Source organism: Microbacterium algeriense (genome assembly GCF_008868005.1).
Lineage (GTDB): Bacteria > Actinomycetota > Actinomycetes > Actinomycetales > Microbacteriaceae > Microbacterium > Microbacterium algeriense.
Window position 1 is genome coordinate 986762 of sequence record NZ_WAAO01000001.1, and the last position, 22687, is coordinate 1009448.

A 22687-nucleotide genomic window follows, 5' to 3' on the forward strand; every position below is an offset into this window, starting at 1 on the left:
AGGGCTGATCAGCGGAGCTGCCGGATAGCACGCCGATTGAACAGGGCGGCACCGGCGATGAGGAGGAGGCCGACCAGCGCGAGTGCGAGGAGGGGAAGCTGGAGGCAGAGGGTCGCGGCGATGAGTGCCAGCGCCGCGACCAGGGCAGGCAGAGAGCGCACGACGGATGTCGGCGGGTATCCGGTGCGCGAGCTCAGCCACCATGCCCAGAGAGCCTGGCAGCCGTGGAACACAGGGAGCCCGAGGGCGATCGCGGCGGGATATCCGGGCCACAACGACAGAGCGGCCAGGGAGGCTGCGATCCCGATGGCCCCGGAGACGGGGGTCGTCGCTGCCAGCGCGAGCGTGCGTCCCCGCAGGAAGACCAGGTGGATGTTCACCAGATAGAGCGCCATCAGCGGGGTCGCGGCGCAGGCGATCAAAGCGGCGGCGCGCAGGCTCTCGTCGTAGAGCTCGGGGCCGGCGATGAAGCGCGCCACCGGCTCGAGGAGCGTGCAGAAGAGCGCGACGAGCGTCAGGACCAGGACCGAGATCGCCTGCAGGGAGCGAGCGAGGAAGTCCGACCGCGCCGTGTCAGGCTGGCGGAAGACCATCGGCGCCCAGGAGTTGTTGAACGCGCCGAGGATCAGCATCGGCGCTGAACCCAGGAACAAAGCGAGTTGGAGTCGTCCGCCGGCGGCGATGCCCTCCAGCTGGGTCGCACACGCGACGAGGACGATCGTGACGAGCGCACCGGTGATGGAATGGGGCACGGTCGGCAGGCCGAGCGCGAGCCCGCCGCGGAGCTCCGCCAGCGAGAAGGCCGTGCGCGGGATTCGCGGCAACAACGCGAGGGCCGTCATGGCAGCCAGCGTGTGACCGACCGCGAGACCGCAGAGGTAAGCCCCCGAATCGGCGGGACCCGCCGAGACAGCCATCAAGCCGATCAGTGGCCCGGCAAGGGCGGACAGCATGCCCAGCGCGACGAATGTCTTCACGCGGCTGACGGCGCGGAACACGGACTGGCAGAGGGTGAGGATGCTCAGCGCCACCGCTGACATCGTGGGCCAGATCAGTGCGGTGGCGTCCCCCGCGTCCCCGAGGAGCGCGCCGCCCCAGAAAGGCAGCAGCGCGACCGCGAGGCCGCCGCCGACAACGGACAGCGCCGCGCCGCACCACACCAGTGCCGTGGCGCCCGAGACACCTGTTCCCGCGATGATCGCGTGGCGCGTGATGGCGGTGGACAGCCCCAGTCCCAGAGCGATCGAGCCGAACTGATAGAGGGTGATGCCGATGCCGACGACGCCGTACCCCTCGGCGCCGAGGGCGCGTGTGATGAGCGGGGTGATGAGCAGACTGACGATCACGGGTGCGACGGTCGAGAGGGAGTACAGAGCACCGGAGCCGAGGAGACCCTCCGCCCGTCCACTCTTCGACCGTTCAGTCACTGCCGACGAGCTTTCCCGATCGCTCGGAGGCCAGCGGGTGCCGTCTCCGCACCGCTGCGCCGCCGACGAGGAACTCGGGGTAGAGGGTGTAGAACCGGAAGAGCGAGTCGAGTTCGCGAACCCAGGGCATCAGGCGGAAGCGCGTCGTCTCCCTGGCCCATCCGTGGGTCCACCGGAGCGAGCCGACGAGGGTGACGTCGAAGCCGCCCCGCCAGGCGCGGATGCTGAGGTCCTTATCCTCGTAGTAGAGGAAGAAGCGCTCGTTCCAACCTCCGAGAGCTCTGACCGTCCGAGCGTCTCCGGCGACGACCGCGCCGATGAGCCAGAAGACGTTCATGCGTTCGGTCGGCTCCGCCGTCAGGCGGTAGCCGTTGTCCTGGTCGCGGGAGGTCGCGCGGTTGAGGATCTTGTGGAGCAGCAGGGGGGCGCCGCGACCGTTGGGCTGAAGGGTGCCGTCCGCGTTGAGCAGCTGCGGCGACACCAGGCCGCCCCGCTCATCGATCGCGTCGGCGAGCTCCTCGAGATCCGGATACCCCACGCGGACATCCGGGTTGACGAAGGCGATGTACTCGCCTGTCGCCGCCTGGAGCCCGCGGTTGTTCGCCGCGCTGAAGCCGAGATTGGTCTCGGCGGCGATCACGGTCGCCCCGAGCGCTGTGGCGATCTCGATGCTGTCGTCGGTGGAACCGTTGTCGACGACGACCCACTCCACGTTCGCCGGACGCTCCGCGGACCAGTACCGGCGGAGGGGCACTGCACTGTTGTATGTCACAGTAATCAGTGACCACGTTCTCGGCATGATGTCGAGAGTACCGAACTCGACGCGCCGCGCTGTGCCGCGCGCCCAGGGGAACGAGACAGATCGCATGAGCGGAACCGTGTGCCTCGCCGTGTATCGGCCGCAGGCGGACCTCCTCCGTGTGCAGCTGGAGAGCATCCGCGCCCAGACGCTCCAGGACTGGGAGTGCCTCGTCGGCATCGACGGCACGGACCCCGACGCGCGCGCCGCGGTCGAGCAGATCGTCGCCGAGGACCGACGTTTCCGCGTCATCGAGTACCCGGACAACGTGGGCTTCTATCGGAACTTCGAGCGCCTGCTCGCTGAGGTTCCCGCCACCTCGCGGTGGGTCGCTCTCGCCGACCAGGACGACGCGTGGTTCTCGGAGAAGCTCGCCCTGCTCGTCCCGCTCCTCGACGGAGCGGATCTGGCCTTCGGGCAGGCGGTCGTCGTCTCCCACGGCGGGGTGGACACCTCCCGAACCGTGACGGAGCGCCGATCCACGACGCTGGCGGCCGCCTTCATCGACAACCAGGTGACCGGCAGCATCTCCGTCTTCCGCCGTTCGCTTCTCGACATCGCTCTGCCGATGCCGGATGCCACGGATTCGGCCTTCCACGACCATTGGCTCGGGGTGTGCGCACTGGCGGGGAACGGAGTCGCCGTGCTCCCCGAACCTGTGCAGGACTACATCCAGCACAGCGGCAACGTCATCGGCGAGGAGCGTCGCCGCACGGTCGCCGACCGCCTGCGTGCCCTGGCCGGTCGTTCCGGCGGCGGCGTCGGGAGCGGGCTGGACTACCTCAGCGCCCATCGCTGGAGGTGGCGCGTGAACATGGCCACGACCCTGCTCTCGCGCCAGGACGGCGCCGATGCACGGGGGTTCGTGACGGCGGTGGCGGCCGACAGAATGTCGCCCGCGCTCCTGCGTGGCGTCGGCGGCGAGATCCTGTCACGTCGCGTTCCCCCCTTGCGGGCCCTCGGGCTGCTCGCCGGCGCCTGGCGGTCGCCGCGTCTTCGCGGCGCCGACGCTGGTAGGGCGGAGGCGGCCAGGAAGCCGATCGCACCCGAATAGGGCCGTGCGGGCGCGCATCGGTAATCTGGTCTGGTTCGCGTCCGATCGGGCCTGAATGCGAGACGAGCGGGCGAGGTCGCACGCCGTGAGACCGCCGACGAGGAGTGACACATGACGGGCTGGCTCGTGACCGGGGGCACCGGGCTTCTCGGAGCCAACGCGCTGATCGACCTGCGGCAGGGCGTGCGCGCGGTCGGCGCCGCGCGGAATGTCCCGGAAGATGCCGACGCCGTCGGAGAATTCGTTCGCGTCGACCTCTCATCCCCCGCCGATCGCCGCGGACTCGTGGCCAGGACCGGCGTCGACCATGTCCTGCACACGGCCGCGATCGCGACGATCGAAGGCTGCGAGGCGGACCCCGACGCCGCCTACGAGCTCAATGTGCGAGCGTCCGAGGATCTCGCCGCCCAGGCCTATTCGGAAGGAGCGCGATTCCTCTTCATCTCCACCGATGCCGTCTTCGACGGCCGCGATGGCGAGTACACCGAGAGCGACCCGACGAGTCCCATCTCGGAGTACGGACGCGGGAAGGTCGAAGCGGAGAAGCGGGTGCTCGACGCCAACCCCGACGCCATCGTGGCGCGGGTCAACTTCTATGGCTGGAGCCCCACGGGCACGCGCAGCCTCGCGGAGTTTTTCTTCAACCGCCTGTCCAGCGGCGCCGATGTGGGAGGCTTCACCGATGTGCGGGTCAGCACGACCTATGTCGGCCACCTGGTGACCGCCCTGCGGGAGCTCGCCGCGACCGACGCGGCGGGCATCTTCCACGTCGCGGCCGCGGACGGCGTCTCCAAGTACGACTTCGGCCGTGCCCTCGCCGAGTGCTTCGGGTTCGATCCGGCCAGGGTGAACCCGGTCCTCTCGACAGATGTGCTCGCGGCGCCCCGCGGCGCCGACCTACGGCTCCGGACCGACCGCCTGCGAGCGGCGCTCGGCCGCGATCTGCCCGCCTCGACCGACGGCCTGCTCTCTCTGCGGGCCGATCGGGACGCGGGGCGCCCCCAGACACTCAAGAACTTCGACCACAGCTAGGAGCCTCATGGAATTCTCGATCGCCGATCGCCGGATCGGGCCGGACCAGCCGACGTACTTCATCGCCGACATCGCGGCGAGCCACGACGGTGAACTGGATCGCGCTCTCGAGCTCATCCGCCTCGCGGCCGAGGCCGGAGCCGACGCCGCGAAGTTCCAGAACTTCACGGCTCCCGAGATCGTCTCCGACCGCGGCTTCGCGGAGCTCGGCGGCAAGCTCGGCCACCAATCGGCATGGACGAAACCCGTGACGCAGGTCTACGGCGAAGCGTCGATCCCGTACGACTGGACGCCGCATCTCAAGGCCGCTTGCGACGAAGCGGGCATTCACTACTTCTCCTCGGCCTACGACTTCGCCGCGATCGACATGCTCGAACCCCATGTGCCCGCGTACAAGATCGGCAGCGGGGACGTGACGTGGCTGGAGGCGATCGAGTACACGGCCGCGAAGGGCAAGCCGATGCTGGTCGCGACCGGTGCCTCATCGATCCAGGACGTGGTCGCGGCTGTCGACGCCGTGCATCGTCATACCGACGAGCTCGTGCTCATGCAGTGCAATACGAACTACACCGGGAGCGAGGACAATTTCCGGTATATCTCGCTGGAGGTGCTGCGCAGCTACGCCGTCATGTTCCCGAACGTGGTGCTCGGCCTGTCCGATCACACGCCAGGGCACGCCACGACGCTCGGAGCCATCGCAATGGGCGCGCGCGTCATCGAGAAGCACTTCACCGACGACACCGGACGCGAGGGCCCTGATCACGGCTTCTCGATGGACCCCGTGACCTGGCGGGAGATGGTCGATCGGGCCCGCGAGCTCGAGGCGTCATTCGGTCAGCCGGTCAAGCGCATCGAGGAGAACGAGACCGAGACGGTGATCGTCCAGCGTCGGGCGGTCCGCTCGCGCCGACCCATCGCCGCCGGCGAGGTCATCACCCGTGAGGACCTCGCGGTGCTTCGGCCCGCCTCACCTCACCTCGTCCCGGCGAACGAGCTCTCCCGTGTGGTGGGCGCTCGCGCCACGCGTGACCTGGAGGCCGACGAGGGAATCGCCTGGAACGACTTCACTCCGGCGTCCTGATGCGCGTGCTGTACGTGTCCGGTACGGACGGGGTGCACGACCGCCGGATGATCGATGCTTGGGCTGACCACGGCGTCGATGTGTCGGCCCTGGTTCTCGACCCCGCCGCACCCGATGTCGGCCTCTTCGCGACGACGGCCGAACGGTTCCAGCCGGACGTCGTGCACGCCGGTCCGGTGCCCACGATCGCGTTCGTTGTCGCGCAGGCGTGGTCCGGACCGCTGATCGCGATGTCCTGGGGGTTCGACCTCATGGCCGATGTCGAGGCGGATGACGCGATGCGGGACCGAGCGTCGGCGGTGCTCGCTCGCGCCGATGTCGTGATCGTCGACAACGACGCCGTGTATGAGCGCGCGCGGTCGCTGGGTGCGGCGGACGCGGCGATCGTCCGATTCCCCTGGGGGATCGACCACCAGCGGTTCCGCCCCGAGGGAGGCGATCTGCGGGCCGAGTTCGGCATCGACGGTGCGGCGACCTGCATCGTCAGCGTTCGTCGGCATGAGGCGCTCTACGACGTCGAGACGCTCGTGCGCGCCTTCGAGGGCGTCCGGTCGACCCTTCGCGAGGGAGTGCTCCTCCTTGCAGGTGGGGGCAGCCGCACCCACGTGCTGCGCGCAATGGTCGAGGACGCGGGTGCGTCGGACGCGGTGATCTTCCTGGGCGAGCTGGAGGGGGAGCAGCTCGCTTCGCTGTACCGCACGGCCGACGTCTACGTCAGCACGTCGACGGTCGACGGCAGCTCGATCTCGCTGCTGGAGGCGATGGCGAGCGGCGCCGTCCCCGTCGTCACCGACATTCCAGGGAATCGCCAATGGGTTCCCGAGGGCGTCGGCGTGAGATTCCCTGTCGGAGACCACGAGCAACTGGGAGCGGTGCTGCTCGAACTCGAGGCAGACCCCGCCCGACGCGCACGGATGGGGGAGGCAGCGGCACGTCTGGCACAGGAGCACGCCGACTGGCGGGACGGCGCTCGCCGTCTGCGCGGGGCCGCTGATCTCGCGGTGGCGCGGCACGCGCGAAGGGCCGTCTCGTGATCCTCGGGGTGGTGCAGGCGCGGATGGGGTCGTCGCGGCTGCCGGGAAAGGTCATGGCCGATCTCGGCGGCCGCCCCGTGATCGATCGTGTCGTCAGTCGGCTGAGGGCATCCGCCCTGGTGGACGAGGTCGTGATCGCGACGTCGACGGCTCCAGCGGACGACGCGCTGGAGGTGTGGGCCCGGAGTTCGGGCACAAGGGTCATCCGAGGAGACGAGTTCGACGTGCTCGATCGCTTCCACTCCGCTTTGGCCGAGTTCCCCCAGGCTGAGCACCTCGTGCGGGTCACCGGCGACTGTCCCCTCATCGACCCTGCGCTGGTCGATGAGGTCGTTCGACTCCACCTCGGCACCGGCGCGGACTTCTCGGCGAATCGGCTTCCACCGCCGGCGCGGAGGACGACGCCCGTGGGGCTGGACGTGGAGGTGGCGCGCCGCGAGGCCCTCGAGACCGCGTGGCGCGCCGCGCGGGAACCAGCGGACCGCGAGCACGTGATGCCGTTCCTGTATCGGGAGCCCGGACGCTTCCGGGTCAGCGTCTCGGACATGGAAGAGGATCTCTCCGGCTACCGATGGACCGTGGACACGCCGGAGGACCTGGAGGCTGTGCGGGCGATCTGGGCGCACCTCGACGGCCCTCTGGCCGGCTGGGCGGAGGTGCTCGCCGTGGTGCGGGAGCATCCGGAGATCAGCGAGCTGAACGCTCAGGTCGCGCAGAAGCACGTCGATGTCGTCGACGAGCGCTGGAGGGGTGGCGTCGGCTGAGAAGGCCGCCGGGTCAGAGCCCGTTCCGGATGATCTCCGCGATCTCCTCGCGGGTGTACCAGAGGTCGTTCTTGTCCGATCGGAACGCGAAACCCTCCGGGACGGGTGTGGAACCCGCCGGGGTCTGGTAGCCCCACGACGCGATATCCGGCTGGATGATGAAGTACTTCCCGTCCTGGATGGTCACCGCGCGCCGTCCTTCCTCAGGGCTGATCATCTCCTCGTGCAGCTTCTCACCGGGTCGCAGACCGACGTCGACCAGCTCGGCGCCGGGGACGACCGCGTGGGCCAGGTCGGTCACCTTCATCGAGGGGATGTTGGGAACCAGGAGCTCGCCGCCCTGCATGAAGTCGAAGGCATCCACGACCATCTCGACCGCCTGGGGCAGGCTGATGAAGAAGCGCGTGCACCTCAGGTCCGTGATCGGCAGCGGCTGACCGCTCGCGCCGAGCTTCTCGAAGAACGGGATGACGGATCCTCGCGATCCCATCACATTCCCGTAGCGGACGACAGCGAAGCGCGTGGGGTAGGCGGCAGCGTAGTGGTTGCCGGTGATGAAGAGCTTGTCCGCGGTGAGCTTGGTCGCGCCATAGAGGTTGATCGGACTCGATGCCTTGTCGGTGGAGAGCGCGATCACCTTCTTCACGCCCGCGTCGATCGAGGCTTCGATCACATTCTGGCTGCCGAGGACGTTGGTCTTGACGAACTCGAACGGGTTGTACTCGGCGGTGTCGACCTGCTTGAGGGCGGCGGCGTGGACGACGTAGTCGACGCCGTGCAGGGCCCGCGCGAGTCTGCGTTCGTCTCTGATGTCGCCGATGAACCAACGCAGGCGGGGATCATCCTTGAACTGCTGACGCACCTCGTACTGCTTCAGTTCGTCCCTCGAGAAGACGACGAGACGTCGCGGGTTCAGGTTGTCGAGGGCATAGCGGATGAACGCCTTGCCGAACGAGCCGGTTCCGCCGGTGATGAGAATGCTGGATTCACTGAGAATGGACACGCGAAGATCCCTCTGAAGCCGGGAAGGACGTACGTCTCGCTCAGTGGATGAGGAAGTGCGTACTCGGACCCCATCATCATATTGAACCGAGCGGCCCGACCGCGGACGCCGACTCAGCGGGTGTTCGGATTCCGAACGATAGGATCCCAACGTGTCCCATACGTCCCGCAGGGCAGCCCGTGAAGCTGCGCAGAAGCAGCAGGCCGACCGCGAGGCTGCTGAGCAGCGTGCCGGCGTCGCCGCTCGCCGAGCGAGGCGCCGCAAGCGCGCCGGCGTCATCTGGCTGATCGTCGGCCTCGTCCTCGTGGTGCTGCTCGCGGCCGCTGTCTGGGTGGGGTTCCGCGCGCTCACCGTGAAGGACGGTCTGGAGCAGAGTCAGCGGCTCATCGGCGAACTGCAGAACGGAGCCGACGTCAAAGCCACCCTCGAGGAGATCTCCGGGCATGCGGAAAGCGCGGGCGCCGCGGCGTCCGATCCCGTCTGGGCGGCGTTCGAGTGGATCCCGGTGGCGGGCGAGAATCTGCGGGGGGTCCGCCTGGCCGCGCAGTCGCTCGATGTGCTCGTGAACGACGTCGGGGTGCCGGTGCTCGGCGGCGGGACGGATGGCGGCGCGCTGATCCCGAAGATCCTCGAGGTGACGAAGGCGGAGTCGGGGCGCATCGCGCAGTTGGCTGAAGAGATCGGCGCCGTGCAGAAGTCGACCGCGCTGATCGGGCCCGTCCGGAAGGGCGTCGACCAGGTCTCCGAGGTGATGGGGATGGCAGCCCCCGCGGTTGAGATGCTCCCGACGCTCCTCGGCGCCGACGGCACGCGCAACTATCTCCTCGTCTTCCAGAACAACGCCGAGACCCTCGCTCTTGGCGGCAGCGCGGCAGCGCAGACCCTCATCAACGTCGACAACGGCAAGATCACGATGGGCAGTCAAGGGAGCAGCGCCAGCTACCAGAACGGCGTCGCGGTGGATGTGCCGGTCGAGCAGAGCGCAATCGATCTCTACTCGAGCTACCTCGTCGACCACATCAACACGAGCATGAGCCGACCGGACTTCCCCACCGCAGCGAAGATCATGCGCGCCTGGTGGCAGCGCGACATCGCCCCGGACGAGATCGACGCGGTGATCTCCATCGACCCGCTCGCACTGTCGCGGATCCTGGTCGCCACTGGACCGATCCCCTTGGTCACCGGCGACGTCCTGAGCAGCGAGAACGCCACGGCGCTGCTGCTGAGCCAGGTCTACCAGCGCTGGGACAGCTACGAGCATCCCGAACTGGTCGACGGTTTCTTCGCCGCCGCGGCCGGAGCCGTTTTCCAGAAGGTCGCCTCGGGCCAGTTCAACCTGAAGGACATGGCCTGGGCTCTGAACGAGAGCGCCGCTCAGGGCAGCCTCCTCGTGTGGAGTGAGGATGACAAGGTCACCGAGGCCATCGCCGGACACCGCATCAGCGGCATCCTTCCGACGGACAACAACGATGCGACGACGATCGGCGTCTTCTTCAACAACAGCAACGGTTCGAAGATCGATTACTACACGCAGGCGTCGATCAACGCGGACGCCGTGTGCGAAGCCGGCTCCGCGACCTTCACTGTGAATGCGGGTCTCACGCTGCCGATCACCCAGGAGCAGGCCGAGGCGCTGCCGCGGTATGTGCAGAGCATGACATTCTTCACCACGTTCCGAGACTGGATCTACATATACGGCCCTCCCGGGACCGCCGTCTCCAACGTGGCTGTGAACGGCGAGCGCGTCGAGGTGCTTCAGCAGGGGATCGATGACCTCGGACGCCCCACCGCGCGGTTCGAAGCTTGGTTCGATGCGGGTGATCAGGTGAACGTGACGGCGTCCTTCACGGGCGAGGGTGAGTTCGGTCCGCTCGCGGTGCAGACGAACCCGATGATCCACCCCACGGTGCCCTCGATCACGGACTCCTGCGGCTGATTCTGCATCAGGACTGGCGAATCACAATCTCTGGAGTAAACTGAGCCGCGATTCAGTGAATCCGCTGAGAGTTGCGCGCGGATCACGCCGGGCGTAATAGGGGGTGGTCAGCATCGTTGTGGATGCCGTGCCTATGCATTCGCGAAATGCTGGAATTCCGATGACCGGTGCGCATGCGCGCGCGGGGTCGGTCGGCCGCCGTCGCGGGGAGTGGCCGCGTCGCTACGCGAGTCGCCTGTTCTTCAGCGACGTGCTCGTCGTGACGGTCACGATCACCGCCGTCGGGCTGCTGACGAGCCCCGGAGCCGAAGGCGATGTGACCTGGCCCAACGGCCCCACCATCGGGTACCCGGTCGTGCTCGCCGTCATCGGCCTCGTCTGGCTTGTCGGACTCGACGCCATCGACACCCGCGATCACCACACGGTGGGACACGGCATCCTCGAGTACCGCAGGATCGTCGACGCGACCATCGCCGTGTTCGCCTTCACGGTCGCCGTCGCGTTCTTCCTCGGCATGGAGATCTCGCGCCTTCTGCTGGCGCTGATCTTCCCCGTCGGGCTGGTCCTCCTACTCGGTTCGCGCTGGCTCTGGCGGCAGTGGCTCCGCGGACGCCAGCGAAAGGGCGAGTACACCCATCGTGCGGTGCTCATCGGCGAGCGAAGCAACGTGAAGCACGTCGCTCAGCAGATCCGCCGCACGGACGGCAGCGGCTACACGATCGTCGGCGTCATCACAGACGGGGTGCCCTCGGAGGGGATGCCGCAGCTCGAGGTCCTCGGCGACATCCGCAGCGCCGAGCGCGCGCTCGATGCGGCGAGCATCGACGCGCTCATCATCGTCGGCTCCGACGACATCGATCCTGAGACGATGCGACGGCTCGGTTATGCCGTAGCGGACCGCGATATCCACATGATCATGGCTCCGGCGCTGACCGACGTCGCCGGCCCCCGACTGCACGCGACCCCGGTCGCGGGACTGCCGCTGGTGCACGTGGACTTCCCTCGCATGGAGGGAGGCAAGCGATTCCTCAAGCGCGCCTTCGACATCGTCGGATCCACGGCGCTGCTGATCCTGTTCTCGCCGGTGTTCCTCGCCACGGCGATCGCGATCAAGATCGACGGTCCCGGCCCGATCTTCTATCACCAGGAGCGCATCGGTCGCGGCGGCAAGACCTTCGGCATGCGCAAGTTCCGGTCCATGGTGGCGAATGCCGACGACCAGCTCGCCAGTCTGCTGGACCTGCAGGGCTCGAGCGAGACGCCGCTGTTCAAGGTGTCGGATGACCCGCGCATCACGAAGATCGGCCGCTTCCTCCGCAAGCACTCGATCGATGAACTGCCGCAGCTCGTCAACGTCGTCCGCGGTGACATGAGTCTGGTCGGGCCCCGTCCGCAACGCGCGGCCGAGGTCGCGCTCTACGACGACATCGCCCTTCGCCGGCTCGCCGTCAAGCCGGGCATGAGCGGACTCTGGCAGGTGAGCGGCCGGTCCTCCCTCTCGTGGGAGGAGACGATCAGACTCGACCTCTACTACGTGGAGAACTGGTCCCTCACGCAGGACGTCGTGATCCTGTTCCGCACGATCCGCGCCGTCGTCGCCCCAGGAGCGAGCGCGCACTGATCGGGTCCGTGTGACACGGCGCGACTCGGGGGTTCCCTCTCCTCCACCTCGGATGCAGAATGAGAGGGTCGGCCGGGCCGGCCGCACGCACACCGCCTCCGAAGGGGAATCATGGGTATCGAGGACGCCGTCAACAAGGGCAAGGACCTGTACGAGCAGAACAAGGACAAGCTCGCCGAAGCCGTCAAGAGCGAGCAGGCCGAGGACATCAGCGACAAGGTGCTGGACGGGGTCGCGGACTTCGCCAAGAAGATCGCCCCGGGCGCCGCGGACAAGATCGACGAGATCCGCGAGAGTGCCGACAAGGCTGTCGGCAACGAGTAGGACGACGAGCATCCGCTGAGAGCGGCGGTCACCCGTATCGAGGGGGACCGCCGCTTCTCTGCGTGCGGGGGAGTGCCGGGCGGCAGGCCCACGGTGTGGCGGATTCACGGATGCATCGAGTAGGATCATGTCGACCGCCTGGGGATCTTGCGGTCGGGGAAGCCGAAGGGGTTCGGTTTCCCGAAGCACGCGGTGTTCCGCGTACAAAACTGGGGAAAGACGATCTTGGGGATCATCGTGCGACGCGCGCACTCTGTGCGCCTGAGCGTCTCCCTGCCTGCGCGGCGGGTCTTCTTCCGCCGCGCCCTCGGTCGAGGAGTTCGGCGTCCCTTCACGCCGAGCTGCTCGCGTTCGGTGTGCCCCCTCGCACTGAACGCCCTCCCCAAGCGGGGCGAGGCATGGGGATGCCTCGCCCCGCTCTCACCGTCGTTCTGACCTGACCAGGAGCGGCGTCGAGGGCTCTGAGGCAAGCGCGACACGCCCGGGTTTGCGGAAGTGAAATCCGTCATGGCAGAATAGACAGGTTCGATATTCCGTCGCCGCTGTGCGTGCGCCGGATCACTGCCAGGGCAGTGCATAGACGGTACCTCCTCCGGGATGGTGCAGGGTTCTAGGCCGCGGGTAGCAGAACAACACCCCGACACCCCTCTTCATGAAGGGTTCTGCCGTGCGCGGCGGAGGGTCGGCATCCGGTCGCTTCACGGCGTCCGGCTGACATGAGAACAGTGGTGCAGCCCTTCGACAGGCTCAGGGACCGAGAGGTCGCGAGTCCGAGAAGGCGAGTGCCGAGGCGCGAACAGCGCCGACGTGCGTCCAATGCCCCAGGGCCACCCGGTCCCGGACGGTAAGACGCCTAAAGAGAGAGAGCAGACAATGGCGGGACAGAAGATCCGCATTCGCCTGAAGTCGTATGACCACGAGGTCATCGACACGTCCGCACGCAAGATCGTCGACACCGTGACCCGTGCGGGTGCGACCGTCGTCGGACCCGTGCCCCTTCCGACCGAGAAGAACGTCGTGTGCGTCATCCGGTCGCCGCACAAGTACAAGGACAGCCGCGAGCACTTCGAGATGCGCACCCACAAGCGTCTGATCGACATCGTCGACCCGACGCCCAAGGCCGTCGACTCGCTGATGCGTCTCGACCTGCCTGCCGATGTCAACATCGAGATCAAGCTCTGAGGTCCGCCATGGTTGACATCAACTCCAAGATTTCCAAGGGCATGCTCGGCACGAAGCTCGGCATGACCCAGGTCTGGAACGAGAACGGCAAGCTCGTTCCCGTCACCGTGATCGAGCTGGCGCCCAACGTGGTCACCCAGGTCCGCACGCCCGAGAAGGACGGCTACAACGCCGTGCAGATCGCGTACGGCCAGATCGACCCCCGCAAGGTGAACAAGCCGCTCTCCGCTCACTTCGAGGCAGCCGGCGTCACGCCGCGCCGTCACGTCACCGAGATCCGCACCGCGGACGCCGGCGACTACACCCTGGGCCAGGAGCTCACGGTCGACGGAACCTTCGAGGCGGGCCAGCTCGTCGACGTCGTCGGCACGAGCAAGGGCAAGGGCTTCGCCGGTGTCATGAAGCGCCACAACTTCAAGGGCGTCTCGGCATCGCACGGTTCGCACCGCAACCACCGTAAGCCCGGCTCCATCGGCGCATCGTCGACCCCGAGCCGCGTCTTCAAGGGCATGCGCATGGCCGGCCGTATGGGTGGCGAGCGCGTGACCGTCCTCAACCTCACGGTGCACGCCATCGACATCGAGAAGGGACTCATGCTCGTCAAGGGCGCCGTCCCCGGTGCTCGCGGCCGCATCGTCTACGTCCGCAACGCAGTGAAGGGTGCCTGATCATGGCTGACTCGACTCTCGCGCTCGACGTCCTCAAGGCAGACGGCAAGAAGGCTGGCTCGATCGAGCTTCCCGCCGCGCTGTTCGACGTCAAGACGAACATCCCGCTGATCCACCAGGTCGTCGTCGCGCAGCTCGCGGCGGCTCGCCAGGGCACGCACTCGACCAAGCGTCGTGGCGAGGTCTCCGGCGCGGGCCGCAAGCCCTTCAAGCAGAAGGGCACGGGTAACGCCCGTCAGGGTTCCATCCGCGCGCCGCACATGACCGGTGGTGGCATCGTCCACGGCCCGAAGCCGCGTGACTACTCGCAGCGCACCCCCAAGAAGATGATCGCCGCCGCCCTGCTGGGCGCGCTCAGCGACCGCTTCCGCGGAGACCGCCTGCACGCGATCGACACGTTCGGCACCGATGGCGCCCCTTCGACCAAGGCCGCTGCGGGCTTCCTCGCACAGGTCGCCACGTCGAAGAACGTCCTCGTGGTGATCGAGCGCGGCGACGAGCTCGCGCTCAAGAGCCTGCGCAACCTCACCAACGTGCACCTGCTGTCGTTCGACCAGCTCAACGCATACGACGTGCTCGTCTCCGACGACATCGTCTTCACCCAGGCCGCGCTCGAGGGCTTCATCGCCTCCAAGTCCGGCGCCAACCAGGAGGTCTCCGCATGAGCGAGCAGGCATCTGTTCTCCAGACGGCCCTGAACAAGGACCCGCGCGACATCATCCTGAAGCCGGTCGTGTCCGAGAAGAGCTACGGGCTCATCGATGAGGGCAAGTACACCTTCCTCGTCGACCCCCGCGCTTCGAAGACCGAGATCAAGCTCGCCATCGAGAAGATCTTCGGCGTCAAGGTCGCGTCCGTCAACACGCTCAACCGCGTCGGCAAGGCTCGTCGCACCCGCTTCGGCACCGGCAAGCGCAAGGACACCAAGCGCGCCATCGTCACCCTGAAGTCGGGCACCATCGACATCTTCACGGCAATCGGCTGATCCGGGGGATAAGGACAATCATGGCAATTCGCAAGTACAAGCCCACGACCCCGGGCCGCCGCGGCTCGTCGGTGGCTGACTTCGCCGAGATCACCCGATCGACGCCGGAGAAGTCGCTGCTGCGCCCGCTCTCGAAGACCGGTGGTCGCAACAACCAGGGACGCATCACGACCCGTCACATCGGTGGTGGCCACAAGCGCCAGTACCGTGTCATCGACTTCCGTCGCAATGACAAGGACGGCGTGAACGCCAAGGTCGCTCACATCGAGTACGACCCCAACCGCACCGCGCGCATCGCGCTGCTGCACTACTTCGACGGTGAGAAGCGCTACATCCTCGCTCCGGCGAAGCTGAAGCAGGGCGACATCGTCGAGTCGGGTGCCGGGGCTGACATCAAGCCGGGCAACAACCTCCCGCTGAAGAACATCCCCACCGGTACCGTGATCCACGCGATCGAGCTCCGCCCCGGTGGCGGCGCGAAGATGGCGCGTTCGGCCGGTGCCTCCGTCCGTCTCGTCGCCAAGGACGGCCCCTACGCCCAGCTGCGTCTGCCTTCGGGCGAGATCCGCAACGTCGATGCGCGCTGCCGCGCGACCATCGGCGAGGTCGGCAACGCCGAGCAGTCGAACATCAACTGGGGCAAGGCCGGCCGCATGCGTTGGAAGGGCGTCCGCCCGACCGTGCGTGGTGTCGCGATGAACCCGGTCGACCACCCGCACGGTGGTGGTGAGGGCAAGACGTCCGGTGGACGTCACCCCGTCTCCCCGTGGGGTCAGGCTGAGGGTCGCACCCGTCACGCCAACAAGGAAAGCGACAAGTACATCGTGCGTCGTCGTAACGCCGGCAAGAAGCGCAAGTAGGAGTAAGAGAAGATGCCTCGCAGTCTTAAGAAGGGCCCCTTCGTCGACGAGCACCTGCTTCGCAAGGTGGTCGTGCAGAACGAAGCCGGCACCAAGAACGTCATCAAGACCTGGTCCCGTCGGTCCATGATCATCCCGGCCATGCTGGGTCACACGATCGCGGTCCACGACGGACGCAAGCACATCCCTGTGTTCGTGTCCGAGACCATGGTCGGTCACAAGCTGGGCGAGTTCGCGCCCACCCGCACCTTCCGCGGCCACGAGAAGGACGACAAGAAGGGGCGGCGCCGCTAATGGTCGAATCGATCGCACGCGTGAAGCACATCCGCGTGACCCCGCAGAAGGCTCGTCGTGTCGTCGCGCTCATCAAGGGCAAGCAGGCCCAGGAGGCTCTCGCGATCCTCAAGTTCGCGCAGCAGAGCGCGAGCGAGCCGATCTACAAGCTTGTCGCGTCGGCCATGGCCAACGCGCAGGTCAAGGCGGATCGTGACGGCGAGTACCTCGACGAGCAGGACCTGTACGTGAAGAACGCGTACGTGGACGAGGGCACGACGCTCAAGCGTTTCCAGCCCCGTGCACAGGGTCGCGCTTTCCAGATCAAGAAGCGCACGAGCCACATCACGGTCGTGCTCTCGACGCCTGAGACGGCTCCGGCCGCCGCGGGCGACAGCAACAAGAAGGCGAGCAAGTAATGGGACAGAAGGTAAACCCGTACGGCTTCCGCCTCGGCATCACGACGGACCACGTCTCGCGTTGGTTCTCCGACTCGACGAAGCCGGGTCAGCGTTACGCCGACTACGTGGCCGAGGACATCAAGATCCGCAACCTGCTCAAGACGCAGCTCGACCGCGCCGGTGTCTCGAACATCGAGATCGAGCGCACCCGTGACCGCGTCCGCGTCGACATCCACACCGCCCGTCCGGGCATCGTGATCGGTCGTCGTGGAGCCGAGGCCGAGCGCATCCGCGGCGACCTCGAGAAGCTCTCGGGCAAGCAGATCCAGCTGAACATCCTCGAGGTCAAGAACCCCGAGGCCGACGCTCAGCTGGTCGCACAGGGCATCGCCGAGCAGCTCTCTGCTCGCGTGGCGTTCCGTCGTGCGATGCGCAAGGGTCTGCAGGGCGCTCAGCGCGCCGGCGCCAAGGGTATCCGCATCCAGGTCTCCGGCCGCCTCGGCGGCGCCGAGATGAGCCGCTCGGAGTTCTACCGCGAGGGTCGTGTGCCGCTGCACACGCTGCGCGCGAACATCGACTACGGCTTCTACGAGGCGAAGACCACCTTCGGCCGCATCGGCGTGAAGGTCTGGATCTACAAGGGCGACCTGACCGCGAAGGAGCTCGCTCGCGAGCAGGCCAACGCGCCCAAGGCTCGTCGTGACGACCGTGGTGGCGACCGCCGCCGTGCCCCGCGCAATGAGGCACCTGTCGCAGAAGGAGCGTCGGCATAATGCTCATCCCCCGTAAGGTCAAGTTCCGTAAGCAGCACCACCCGGGTCGCTCGGGTCAGGCCACCGGCGGCACGAAGGTCTCCTTCGGCGAGTACGGTATCCAGGCCCTCACCCCCGCTTACGTGACGAACCGTCAGATCGAGTCCGCTCGTATCGCGATGACCCGTCACATCAAGCGTGGTGGAAAGGTGTGGATCAACATCTACCCCGACCGTCCCCTCACCAAGAAGCCTGCCGAGACCCGCATGGGTTCCGGTAAGGGTTCCCCCGAGTGGTGGGTCGCCAACGTCAAGCCGGGCCGCGTCCTCTTCGAGGTCGCGGGTGTCGACGAGCAGCTCGCTCGCGAGGCCCTGACCCGAGCAATTCACAAGCTGCCGCTCAAGGCACGCATCATCAAGCGCGAGGAGGGCGACGCGTAATGGCGATCGGCACCAAGGAGCTCGCTCCGGCAGAGCTCGACACATTCGAAGACCAGCGCCTCGTCGAGGAGCTGCGCAAGGCCAAGGAGGAGCTGTTCAACCTCCGTTTCCAGTCGGCCACCGGCCAGCTGGAGAGCCACGGCCGCATCCGCGCCGTCAAGCGCGACATCGCGCGTCTCTACACGGTGATCCGCGAGCGCGAGCTGGGCATCCGTGCGACGCCCGCTCCGGTCGAGGCTCCCGCGAAGAAGGCGACCAAGTCGAAGGCGAAGAAGGCGGACTCCGCCGACGACGCCGCGAAGGAAGAGGCTGAGTGATGGCCACGAAGAAGGAAGCGACTGTGGAGACGCAGGCCGCAGGACACGAGTCGTCCGAGCACGACGTCCGCGACACCGCTGCCCGCGGCTACCGCAAGGCACGTCGCGGCTACGTCGTCAGCGACAAGATGGACAAGACCATCGTGGTCGAGGTCGAGGACCGCGTGAAGCACCCGCTTTACGGCAAGGTCATCCGCCGCACCTCGAAGGTCAAGGCGCACGATGAGGCGAACTCCGCCGGCATCGGCGACCTGGTCCTGATCAACGAGACCCGCCCGCTGAGCGCCACGAAGCGCTGGCGCCTGGTGGAGATTCTGGAGAAGGCCAAGTGATTCAGCAGGAATCCCGACTCAAGGTCGCCGACAACACCGGCGCCAAGGAGCTGCTCACCATCCGTGTCCTCGGTGGCTCGAAGCGTCGTTACGCGGGCCTCGGCGACACGATCGTCGCGACCGTCAAGGACGCGATCCCCGGTGGCAACGTGAAGAAGGGCGACGTCGTCAAGGCGGTCATCGTCCGCACCAAGAAGGAGGTCCGTCGTCCGGACGGCTCCTACATCAAGTTCGACGAGAACGCCGCAGTGATCCTGAAGAACGACGGGGAGCCCCGTGGCACCCGTATCTTCGGGCCGGTCGGTCGTGAGCTTCGCGACAAGAAGTTCATGAAGATCGTCTCGCTGGCGCCGGAGGTCATCTAATCATGGCGAAGATCAAGAAGGGTGACCTGGTTCAGGTCATCACCGGTGCGACGCAGGAGCGTGGCGGCGACCGCGGCAAGCAGGGCAAGGTCCTCGATGTCCTCGCCGACAAGAACCGCGTCATCGTCGAAGGCGTGAACTACGTCACCAAGCACACCCGCGTCGGCCAGACGCAGCGTGGCACCAAGACCGGAGGCCTCGAGACCGTCGAAGCCTCCATCCACATCTCGAACGTCGCACTCGTCGACCCCTCGACCAAGAAGCCGACCAAGGTCGGCCACCGGGTCGAGGAGCAGACGAAGGACGGCGTGAAGCGCACCGTCCGCGTGCGCTACGCGAAGAAGAGCGGTAAGGACCTCTGATGAGCACCGACACTGCCGCGCCGGCTGGCAAGATCCAGCCGCGCCTGAAGCAGAAGTACAACACCGAGATCAAGAAGGCGATGCAGGAAGAGTTCGGTTACGCGAACGTCATGCAGATCCCCGGACTGGTCAAGGTCGTCGTGAACACCGGTGTCGGCGAGGCAGCTCGCGACAGCAAGGTGATCGATGGCGCGGTCGACGACCTCACCAAGATCACCGGCCAGAAGCCGATCGTCACGAAGGCTCGCAAGTCCATCGCGCAGTTCAAGCTGCGCGAGGGTCAGGCCATCGGCGCGCACGTCACCCTCCGCGGTGACCGCGCGTGGGAGTTCGTGGATCGCCTCGTCTCGCTCGCACTGCCCCGTATCCGCGACTTCCGCGGTCTCTCGGCCAAGCAGTTCGACGGCAACGGCAACTACACCTTCGGTCTCCAGGAGCAGAGCGTGTTCCACGAGATCGATCAGGACAAGATCGACCGGGTTCGCGGTTTCGACATCACCGTCGTCACCACCGCGAAGACGGATGACGAGGGTCGGGCCCTGCTCCGCCACCTCGGCTTCCCGTTCCGCTCGGAAGACGCACAGGCGTAACCCTTCGACAGGCTCAGGGACCCATGGGTTGCTGAGTGGCCCGCTGGGCTGCTGATCGGCCCCTCTGGGTCGCTGAGCCTGTCGAAGCATCGTCTCAGAGCACGTACAATTGAAAATTGCGTGTCATCGCAGGCCGTCTGTCGTGTAACGGCAGCCGGAACCTCATGAACAAAGGAAAACAACAATGACAATGACAGACCCGGTCGCAGATCTGCTGACCCGTCTGCGCAACGCGAACTCGGCGCACCACGATTCCGTGACCCTGCCGTCGAGCAAGCTGAAGACGAACATCGCCCAGATCCTCCAGCAGGAGGGCTACATCGCCGGCTGGGAGACCACCGACGCCCGCGTCGGGAAGAACCTGACGCTGACGCTGAAGTACGGCCCGAACCGCGAGCGGTCCATCGCCGGCATCAAGCGCGTGTCCAAGCCCGGTCTCCGCGTGTACGCGAAGTCCACCGAGCTTCCCACGGTCCTCGGCGGCCTCGGCGTGGCCATCCTGTCCACCTCCTCCGGTCTCCTCACTGACCGTCAGGCAGAGCAGAAGGGCGTGGGCGGAGAAGTTCTCGCCTACGTGTGGTAATTCGAAATGTCTCGAATCGGACGACTTCCCATCGACGTTCCCGCGGGCGTGACCGTTACGGTCGACGGCCGTGAGGTCGCGGTGAAGGGCCCCAAGGGTGAGCTCACCCTCACGGTGGCCAGCCCCATCGAGGTCGCGGTCGAGGAGAACCAGGTTCTGGTCTCCCGTCCCGACGACGAGCGCGAGTCGCGGTCGCTTCACGGCCTGACCCGCACGCTCATCAACAACAACATCATCGGCGTGACCCAGGGCTACACCAAGGGTCTCGAGGTCGTCGGCACCGGTTACCGCGTGCAGCAGAAGGGCAGCTCGGTCGAGTTCGCCCTCGGCTTCTCGCACCCGGTCCTGATCGACCCGCCCGCCGGCATCACGCTCACGGTCGAGGGCACCACCAAGCTCACCGTCAGCGGGATCGACAAGCAGGCTGTCGGCGAGGCAGCTGCCAACATCCGCAAGATCCGCAAGCCCGAGCCGTACAAGGGCAAGGGTGTGCGCTACGCCGGCGAGAACGTGCGTCGCAAGGCCGGAAAGAGTGGTAAGTAACCATGGCTCTCAAGTCAAAGTCTGACGCCCGCGCGCGTCGTCACGCCCGCCTTCGCAAGAAGGTCGTCGGCACCGAGGCGCGTCCGCGTCTCGTCGTCAACCGCTCGGCCCGCCACGTCTTCGTGCAGCTGGTCGACGACAGCAAGGGTCACACCGTCGCGTCGGCTTCGACGCTCGAGACCGACCTGCGCTCGCTCGAGGGTGACAAGACCGCCAAGGCCCGCAAGGTCGGCGAGCTCCTCGCCGAGCGTGCGAAGGCTGCCGGCGTTTCCGAGGCAGTGTTCGACCGTGGCGGCAACCGCTACGCCGGTCGTGTCGCCGCCATCGCCGACGGCGCCCGCGAGGGGGGTCTGGCACTGTGAGTGACAACAAGGAGAACGAAGTGACCGAAGCGGCAGCTGCCACTTCCGAGACGGCCGCCGGCACCACGCAGGCCGAGCCGGCTCGCGACTCGCGTGACGGCCGCCGCGGCGGCCGTGGCGACCGCAACCAGGGTGGCGGTCGTGACCGCAACTCTCGTGACCGCGGCGACAACCAGTTCCTGGAGCGCGTCGTCACCATCAACCGCGTCTCGAAGGTCGTGAAGGGTGGTCGTCGCTTCAGCTTCACCGCCCTCGTGGTCGTCGGTGACGGCAACGGTCTGGTCGGCGTCGGCTACGGCAAGGCCCGCGAGGTCCCCCTGGCGATCTCGAAGGGTGTCGAAGAGGCCAAGCGCAACTTCTTCCGCGTTCCGCGCGTCGGCAGCACCATCCCGCACCCCGTGCAGGGTGAGGCCGCCGCCGGTGTGGTCCTGCTCCGTCCGGCCGCTGCCGGTACCGGTGTCATCGCCGGTGGTCCGGTCCGCGCCGTGCTCGAGTGCGCCGGTATCCACGACGTGCTGTCGAAGTCGCTCGGCTCGTCGAACACGATCAACATCGTGCACGCGACGGTCACCGCCCTGAAGCAGCTCGAGGAGCCCCGTGCGGTCGCCGCACGTCGTGGCCTCGAGTTCGACCAGGTCGCTCCGGCGCGGCTCGTCCGCGCCGAGGCTGACGCCATCGCCGCACAGAAGGTAGGTGCCTGATGGCCGCGCGACTGAAGGTCACGCAGATCAAGTCCAAGGTGAGCGAGAAGCAGAACCAGCGCGACACGCTGCGCAGCCTCGGTCTCAAGCGGATCGGTGACACCACCGTCCGCCCCGACGACGCGCAGACGCGCGGTTACGTCAAGACCGTCGCCCACCTCGTCAAGGTTGAGGAGATCGACTAATGGCCGAGAAGAACGAGGCCGTCGAGGCTGAGAAGGCCCCGAAGAAGGCTGCTGCTCCCAAGGCTGCCGCCGAGAAGAAGACCGCGGAGAAGAAGCCCGCCGCGAAGAAGGCACCGGCCAAGACCGCGGCCTCCGACGCCAAGGCCGACTCCGTCGCCAAGCCCGCCGCCAAGAAGGCTGCGCCGAAGAAGGATGCCCCGGCGTCCCGCCCCGGCGTGCTGAAGGTGCACCACCTGCGTCCCGTCCCGGGGGCCAACACCGCCAAGACTCGCGTCGGCCGTGGTGAGGGCTCGAAGGGCAAGACCGCCGGTCGTGGTACCAAGGGCACCAAGGCGCGCAACACCGTTCGCGTCGGCTTCGAGGGTGGGCAGATGCCGCTGCACATGCGCACCCCGAAGCTGCGCGGGTTCAAGAACCCGTTCCGCGTGGAGTACCAGGTCGTGAACCTGGAGAAGCTCGCGGAGCTGTACCCGCAGGGTGGCGATGTCACCATCGGCGACCTGGTCGCCAAGGGTGCCGTTCGCAAGAACGAGAAGGTCAAGGTTCTCGGAAACGGCGACATCGCCGTGAAGCTCACCGTTTCGGTCGACAAGGTCTCGGGTTCTGCCGAGCAGAAGATCGTCGCGGCCGGCGGATCCGTCAAGTAACCGCTGTGCAAGAGGGGTCGGAGATTCTCCGGCCCCTCTTGTGGTTTCATTCTCCGAGACCTCG

31 protein-coding genes are annotated in these 22687 nt (G+C 66.9%); 28 read left to right on the plus strand and 3 right to left on the minus strand.

What is annotated here, in order from left to right; all coding sequences use genetic code 11:
• Window positions 1-8: 8 nt before the first annotated feature.
• Both F6A08_RS04760 and F6A08_RS04765 read right to left on the minus strand, forming a co-directional pair.
• Entirely contained in the window at window positions 9-1427 is a 1419-nt protein-coding gene (locus F6A08_RS04760) for a lipopolysaccharide biosynthesis protein (RefSeq protein WP_151458764.1), read from the minus strand.
• Window positions 1420-2406 (minus strand): glycosyltransferase, encoded by a 987-nt coding sequence (locus tag F6A08_RS04765; RefSeq protein ID WP_151458765.1) that lies wholly within the window; start codon window positions 2404-2406, stop codon window positions 1420-1422. Before F6A08_RS04765 ends, F6A08_RS04760 begins: the two co-directional genes overlap by 8 nt.
• Between F6A08_RS04765 and F6A08_RS04770 the strand changes: the two genes are divergently transcribed.
• The 5 genes from F6A08_RS04770 to F6A08_RS04790 all read left to right on the plus strand — a co-directional run bounded on the left by F6A08_RS04770 (window position 2294) and on the right by F6A08_RS04790 (window position 7191).
• A complete protein-coding gene (locus F6A08_RS04770) occupies window positions 2294-3280 on the plus strand; it encodes a glycosyltransferase (protein WP_192576686.1) in 987 nt (328 codons plus the stop codon). The genes F6A08_RS04765 and F6A08_RS04770 overlap by 113 nt on opposite strands.
• Before the next feature lie 111 nt (window positions 3281-3391).
• Window positions 3392-4312, plus strand: a complete 921-nt coding sequence (locus F6A08_RS04775; RefSeq protein WP_151458767.1) for an SDR family oxidoreductase — start codon at window positions 3392-3394, stop codon at window positions 4310-4312.
• Window positions 4313-4319: 7 nt separating this feature from the next.
• The gene (locus F6A08_RS04780; RefSeq protein WP_151458768.1) at window positions 4320-5393 is read left to right on the plus strand and encodes an N-acetylneuraminate synthase family protein; all 1074 of its coding nucleotides are present in this window, start codon (window positions 4320-4322) and stop codon (window positions 5391-5393) included.
• Window positions 5393-6427 carry a glycosyltransferase family 4 protein gene (locus F6A08_RS04785; RefSeq protein ID WP_151458769.1) on the plus strand — a complete coding sequence of 345 codons (1035 nt, stop codon included), beginning with the start codon at window positions 5393-5395 and terminating at the stop codon, window positions 6425-6427. Before F6A08_RS04780 ends, F6A08_RS04785 begins: the two co-directional genes overlap by 1 nt.
• Entirely contained in the window at window positions 6424-7191 is a 768-nt protein-coding gene (locus F6A08_RS04790) for a cytidylyltransferase domain-containing protein (RefSeq protein WP_151458770.1), read from the plus strand. The genes F6A08_RS04785 and F6A08_RS04790 overlap by 4 nt, the downstream gene beginning before the upstream one ends.
• A 13-nt stretch (window positions 7192-7204) precedes the next feature.
• Here the strand turns inward: F6A08_RS04790 and pseB are convergent, their stop codons facing one another.
• Complete coding sequence (pseB, locus tag F6A08_RS04795) at window positions 7205-8194, minus strand: UDP-N-acetylglucosamine 4,6-dehydratase (inverting) (RefSeq protein ID WP_151458771.1); 990 nt, start codon at window positions 8192-8194, stop codon at window positions 7205-7207.
• A 151-nt stretch (window positions 8195-8345) separates the two neighbouring features.
• On the opposite strand from pseB, the gene F6A08_RS04800 reads away from it, so the two are divergent.
• The 23 genes from F6A08_RS04800 (at window position 8346) to rplO (ending at window position 22623) form a co-directional block, all read left to right on the plus strand.
• A complete protein-coding gene (locus tag F6A08_RS04800) occupies window positions 8346-10130 on the plus strand; it encodes a DUF4012 domain-containing protein (protein WP_151458772.1) in 1785 nt (594 codons plus the stop codon).
• Window positions 10131-10290: 160 nt separating this feature from the next.
• Window positions 10291-11751 carry a sugar transferase gene (locus tag F6A08_RS04805; protein ID WP_151458773.1) on the plus strand — a complete coding sequence of 487 codons (1461 nt, stop codon included), beginning with the start codon at window positions 10291-10293 and terminating at the stop codon, window positions 11749-11751.
• 111 nt (window positions 11752-11862) lie between these two features.
• Window positions 11863-12075: a hypothetical protein gene (locus F6A08_RS04810; protein ID WP_017201595.1), complete on the plus strand. Its 213-nt coding sequence runs from the start codon at window positions 11863-11865 to the stop codon at window positions 12073-12075.
• An 873-nt stretch (window positions 12076-12948) separates the two neighbouring features.
• Complete coding sequence (rpsJ, locus tag F6A08_RS04815) at window positions 12949-13257, plus strand: 30S ribosomal protein S10 (RefSeq protein ID WP_017201594.1); 309 nt, start codon at window positions 12949-12951, stop codon at window positions 13255-13257.
• An 8-nt stretch (window positions 13258-13265) separates the two neighbouring features.
• The gene (gene rplC, locus F6A08_RS04820) at window positions 13266-13925 is read left to right on the plus strand and encodes a 50S ribosomal protein L3 (protein ID WP_017201593.1); all 660 of its coding nucleotides are present in this window, start codon (window positions 13266-13268) and stop codon (window positions 13923-13925) included.
• A 2-nt stretch (window positions 13926-13927) separates the two neighbouring features.
• Entirely contained in the window at window positions 13928-14590 is a 663-nt protein-coding gene (rplD, locus tag F6A08_RS04825) for a 50S ribosomal protein L4 (protein WP_017201592.1), read from the plus strand.
• Window positions 14587-14910: a 50S ribosomal protein L23 gene (rplW, locus tag F6A08_RS04830; RefSeq protein WP_017201591.1), complete on the plus strand. Its 324-nt coding sequence runs from the start codon at window positions 14587-14589 to the stop codon at window positions 14908-14910. The genes rplD and rplW overlap by 4 nt, the downstream gene beginning before the upstream one ends.
• A gap of 20 nt (window positions 14911-14930) precedes the next feature.
• Entirely contained in the window at window positions 14931-15770 is an 840-nt protein-coding gene (gene rplB, locus F6A08_RS04835) for a 50S ribosomal protein L2 (protein WP_017201590.1), read from the plus strand.
• A 12-nt stretch (window positions 15771-15782) separates the two neighbouring features.
• Complete coding sequence (rpsS, locus tag F6A08_RS04840; protein ID WP_017201589.1) at window positions 15783-16064, plus strand: 30S ribosomal protein S19; 282 nt, start codon at window positions 15783-15785, stop codon at window positions 16062-16064.
• Entirely contained in the window at window positions 16064-16462 is a 399-nt protein-coding gene (gene rplV / locus F6A08_RS04845) for a 50S ribosomal protein L22 (RefSeq protein WP_017201588.1), read from the plus strand. Before rpsS ends, rplV begins: the two co-directional genes overlap by 1 nt.
• The gene (rpsC, locus tag F6A08_RS04850) at window positions 16462-17217 is read left to right on the plus strand and encodes a 30S ribosomal protein S3 (RefSeq protein WP_017201587.1); all 756 of its coding nucleotides are present in this window, start codon (window positions 16462-16464) and stop codon (window positions 17215-17217) included. Before rplV ends, rpsC begins: the two co-directional genes overlap by 1 nt.
• Entirely contained in the window at window positions 17217-17636 is a 420-nt protein-coding gene (rplP, locus tag F6A08_RS04855; protein WP_017201586.1) for a 50S ribosomal protein L16, read from the plus strand. Before rpsC ends, rplP begins: the two co-directional genes overlap by 1 nt.
• Window positions 17636-17953: a 50S ribosomal protein L29 gene (gene rpmC / locus F6A08_RS04860; RefSeq protein WP_124896284.1), complete on the plus strand. Its 318-nt coding sequence runs from the start codon at window positions 17636-17638 to the stop codon at window positions 17951-17953. Before rplP ends, rpmC begins: the two co-directional genes overlap by 1 nt.
• The gene (gene rpsQ, locus F6A08_RS04865) at window positions 17953-18285 is read left to right on the plus strand and encodes a 30S ribosomal protein S17 (protein ID WP_017201584.1); all 333 of its coding nucleotides are present in this window, start codon (window positions 17953-17955) and stop codon (window positions 18283-18285) included. Before rpmC ends, rpsQ begins: the two co-directional genes overlap by 1 nt.
• Window positions 18282-18650 (plus strand): 50S ribosomal protein L14, encoded by a 369-nt coding sequence (rplN, locus tag F6A08_RS04870; RefSeq protein ID WP_017201583.1) that lies wholly within the window; start codon window positions 18282-18284, stop codon window positions 18648-18650. Before rpsQ ends, rplN begins: the two co-directional genes overlap by 4 nt.
• A gap of 2 nt (window positions 18651-18652) precedes the next feature.
• Window positions 18653-19012 carry a 50S ribosomal protein L24 gene (gene rplX, locus F6A08_RS04875; protein WP_017201582.1) on the plus strand — a complete coding sequence of 120 codons (360 nt, stop codon included), beginning with the start codon at window positions 18653-18655 and terminating at the stop codon, window positions 19010-19012.
• A complete protein-coding gene (rplE, locus tag F6A08_RS04880) occupies window positions 19012-19602 on the plus strand; it encodes a 50S ribosomal protein L5 (RefSeq protein WP_017201581.1) in 591 nt (196 codons plus the stop codon). Before rplX ends, rplE begins: the two co-directional genes overlap by 1 nt.
• A 184-nt stretch (window positions 19603-19786) precedes the next feature.
• Complete coding sequence (gene rpsH / locus F6A08_RS04885; RefSeq protein WP_017201580.1) at window positions 19787-20185, plus strand: 30S ribosomal protein S8; 399 nt, start codon at window positions 19787-19789, stop codon at window positions 20183-20185.
• A gap of 6 nt (window positions 20186-20191) precedes the next feature.
• Window positions 20192-20728, plus strand: a complete 537-nt coding sequence (gene rplF / locus F6A08_RS04890) for a 50S ribosomal protein L6 (protein ID WP_017201579.1) — start codon at window positions 20192-20194, stop codon at window positions 20726-20728.
• Between the two features lie 2 nt (window positions 20729-20730).
• Window positions 20731-21090 carry a 50S ribosomal protein L18 gene (gene rplR / locus F6A08_RS04895; RefSeq protein ID WP_017201578.1) on the plus strand — a complete coding sequence of 120 codons (360 nt, stop codon included), beginning with the start codon at window positions 20731-20733 and terminating at the stop codon, window positions 21088-21090.
• Window positions 21091-21110: 20 nt separating this feature from the next.
• Window positions 21111-21791, plus strand: coding sequence for a 30S ribosomal protein S5 (rpsE, locus tag F6A08_RS04900; protein WP_269430495.1), 681 nt, complete (start codon window positions 21111-21113; stop codon window positions 21789-21791).
• The gene (gene rpmD / locus F6A08_RS04905; RefSeq protein ID WP_017201575.1) at window positions 21791-21976 is read left to right on the plus strand and encodes a 50S ribosomal protein L30; all 186 of its coding nucleotides are present in this window, start codon (window positions 21791-21793) and stop codon (window positions 21974-21976) included. Before rpsE ends, rpmD begins: the two co-directional genes overlap by 1 nt.
• Entirely contained in the window at window positions 21976-22623 is a 648-nt protein-coding gene (gene rplO / locus F6A08_RS04910) for a 50S ribosomal protein L15 (RefSeq protein WP_017201574.1), read from the plus strand. The genes rpmD and rplO overlap by 1 nt, the downstream gene beginning before the upstream one ends.
• Window positions 22624-22687 lie beyond the last annotated feature (64 nt).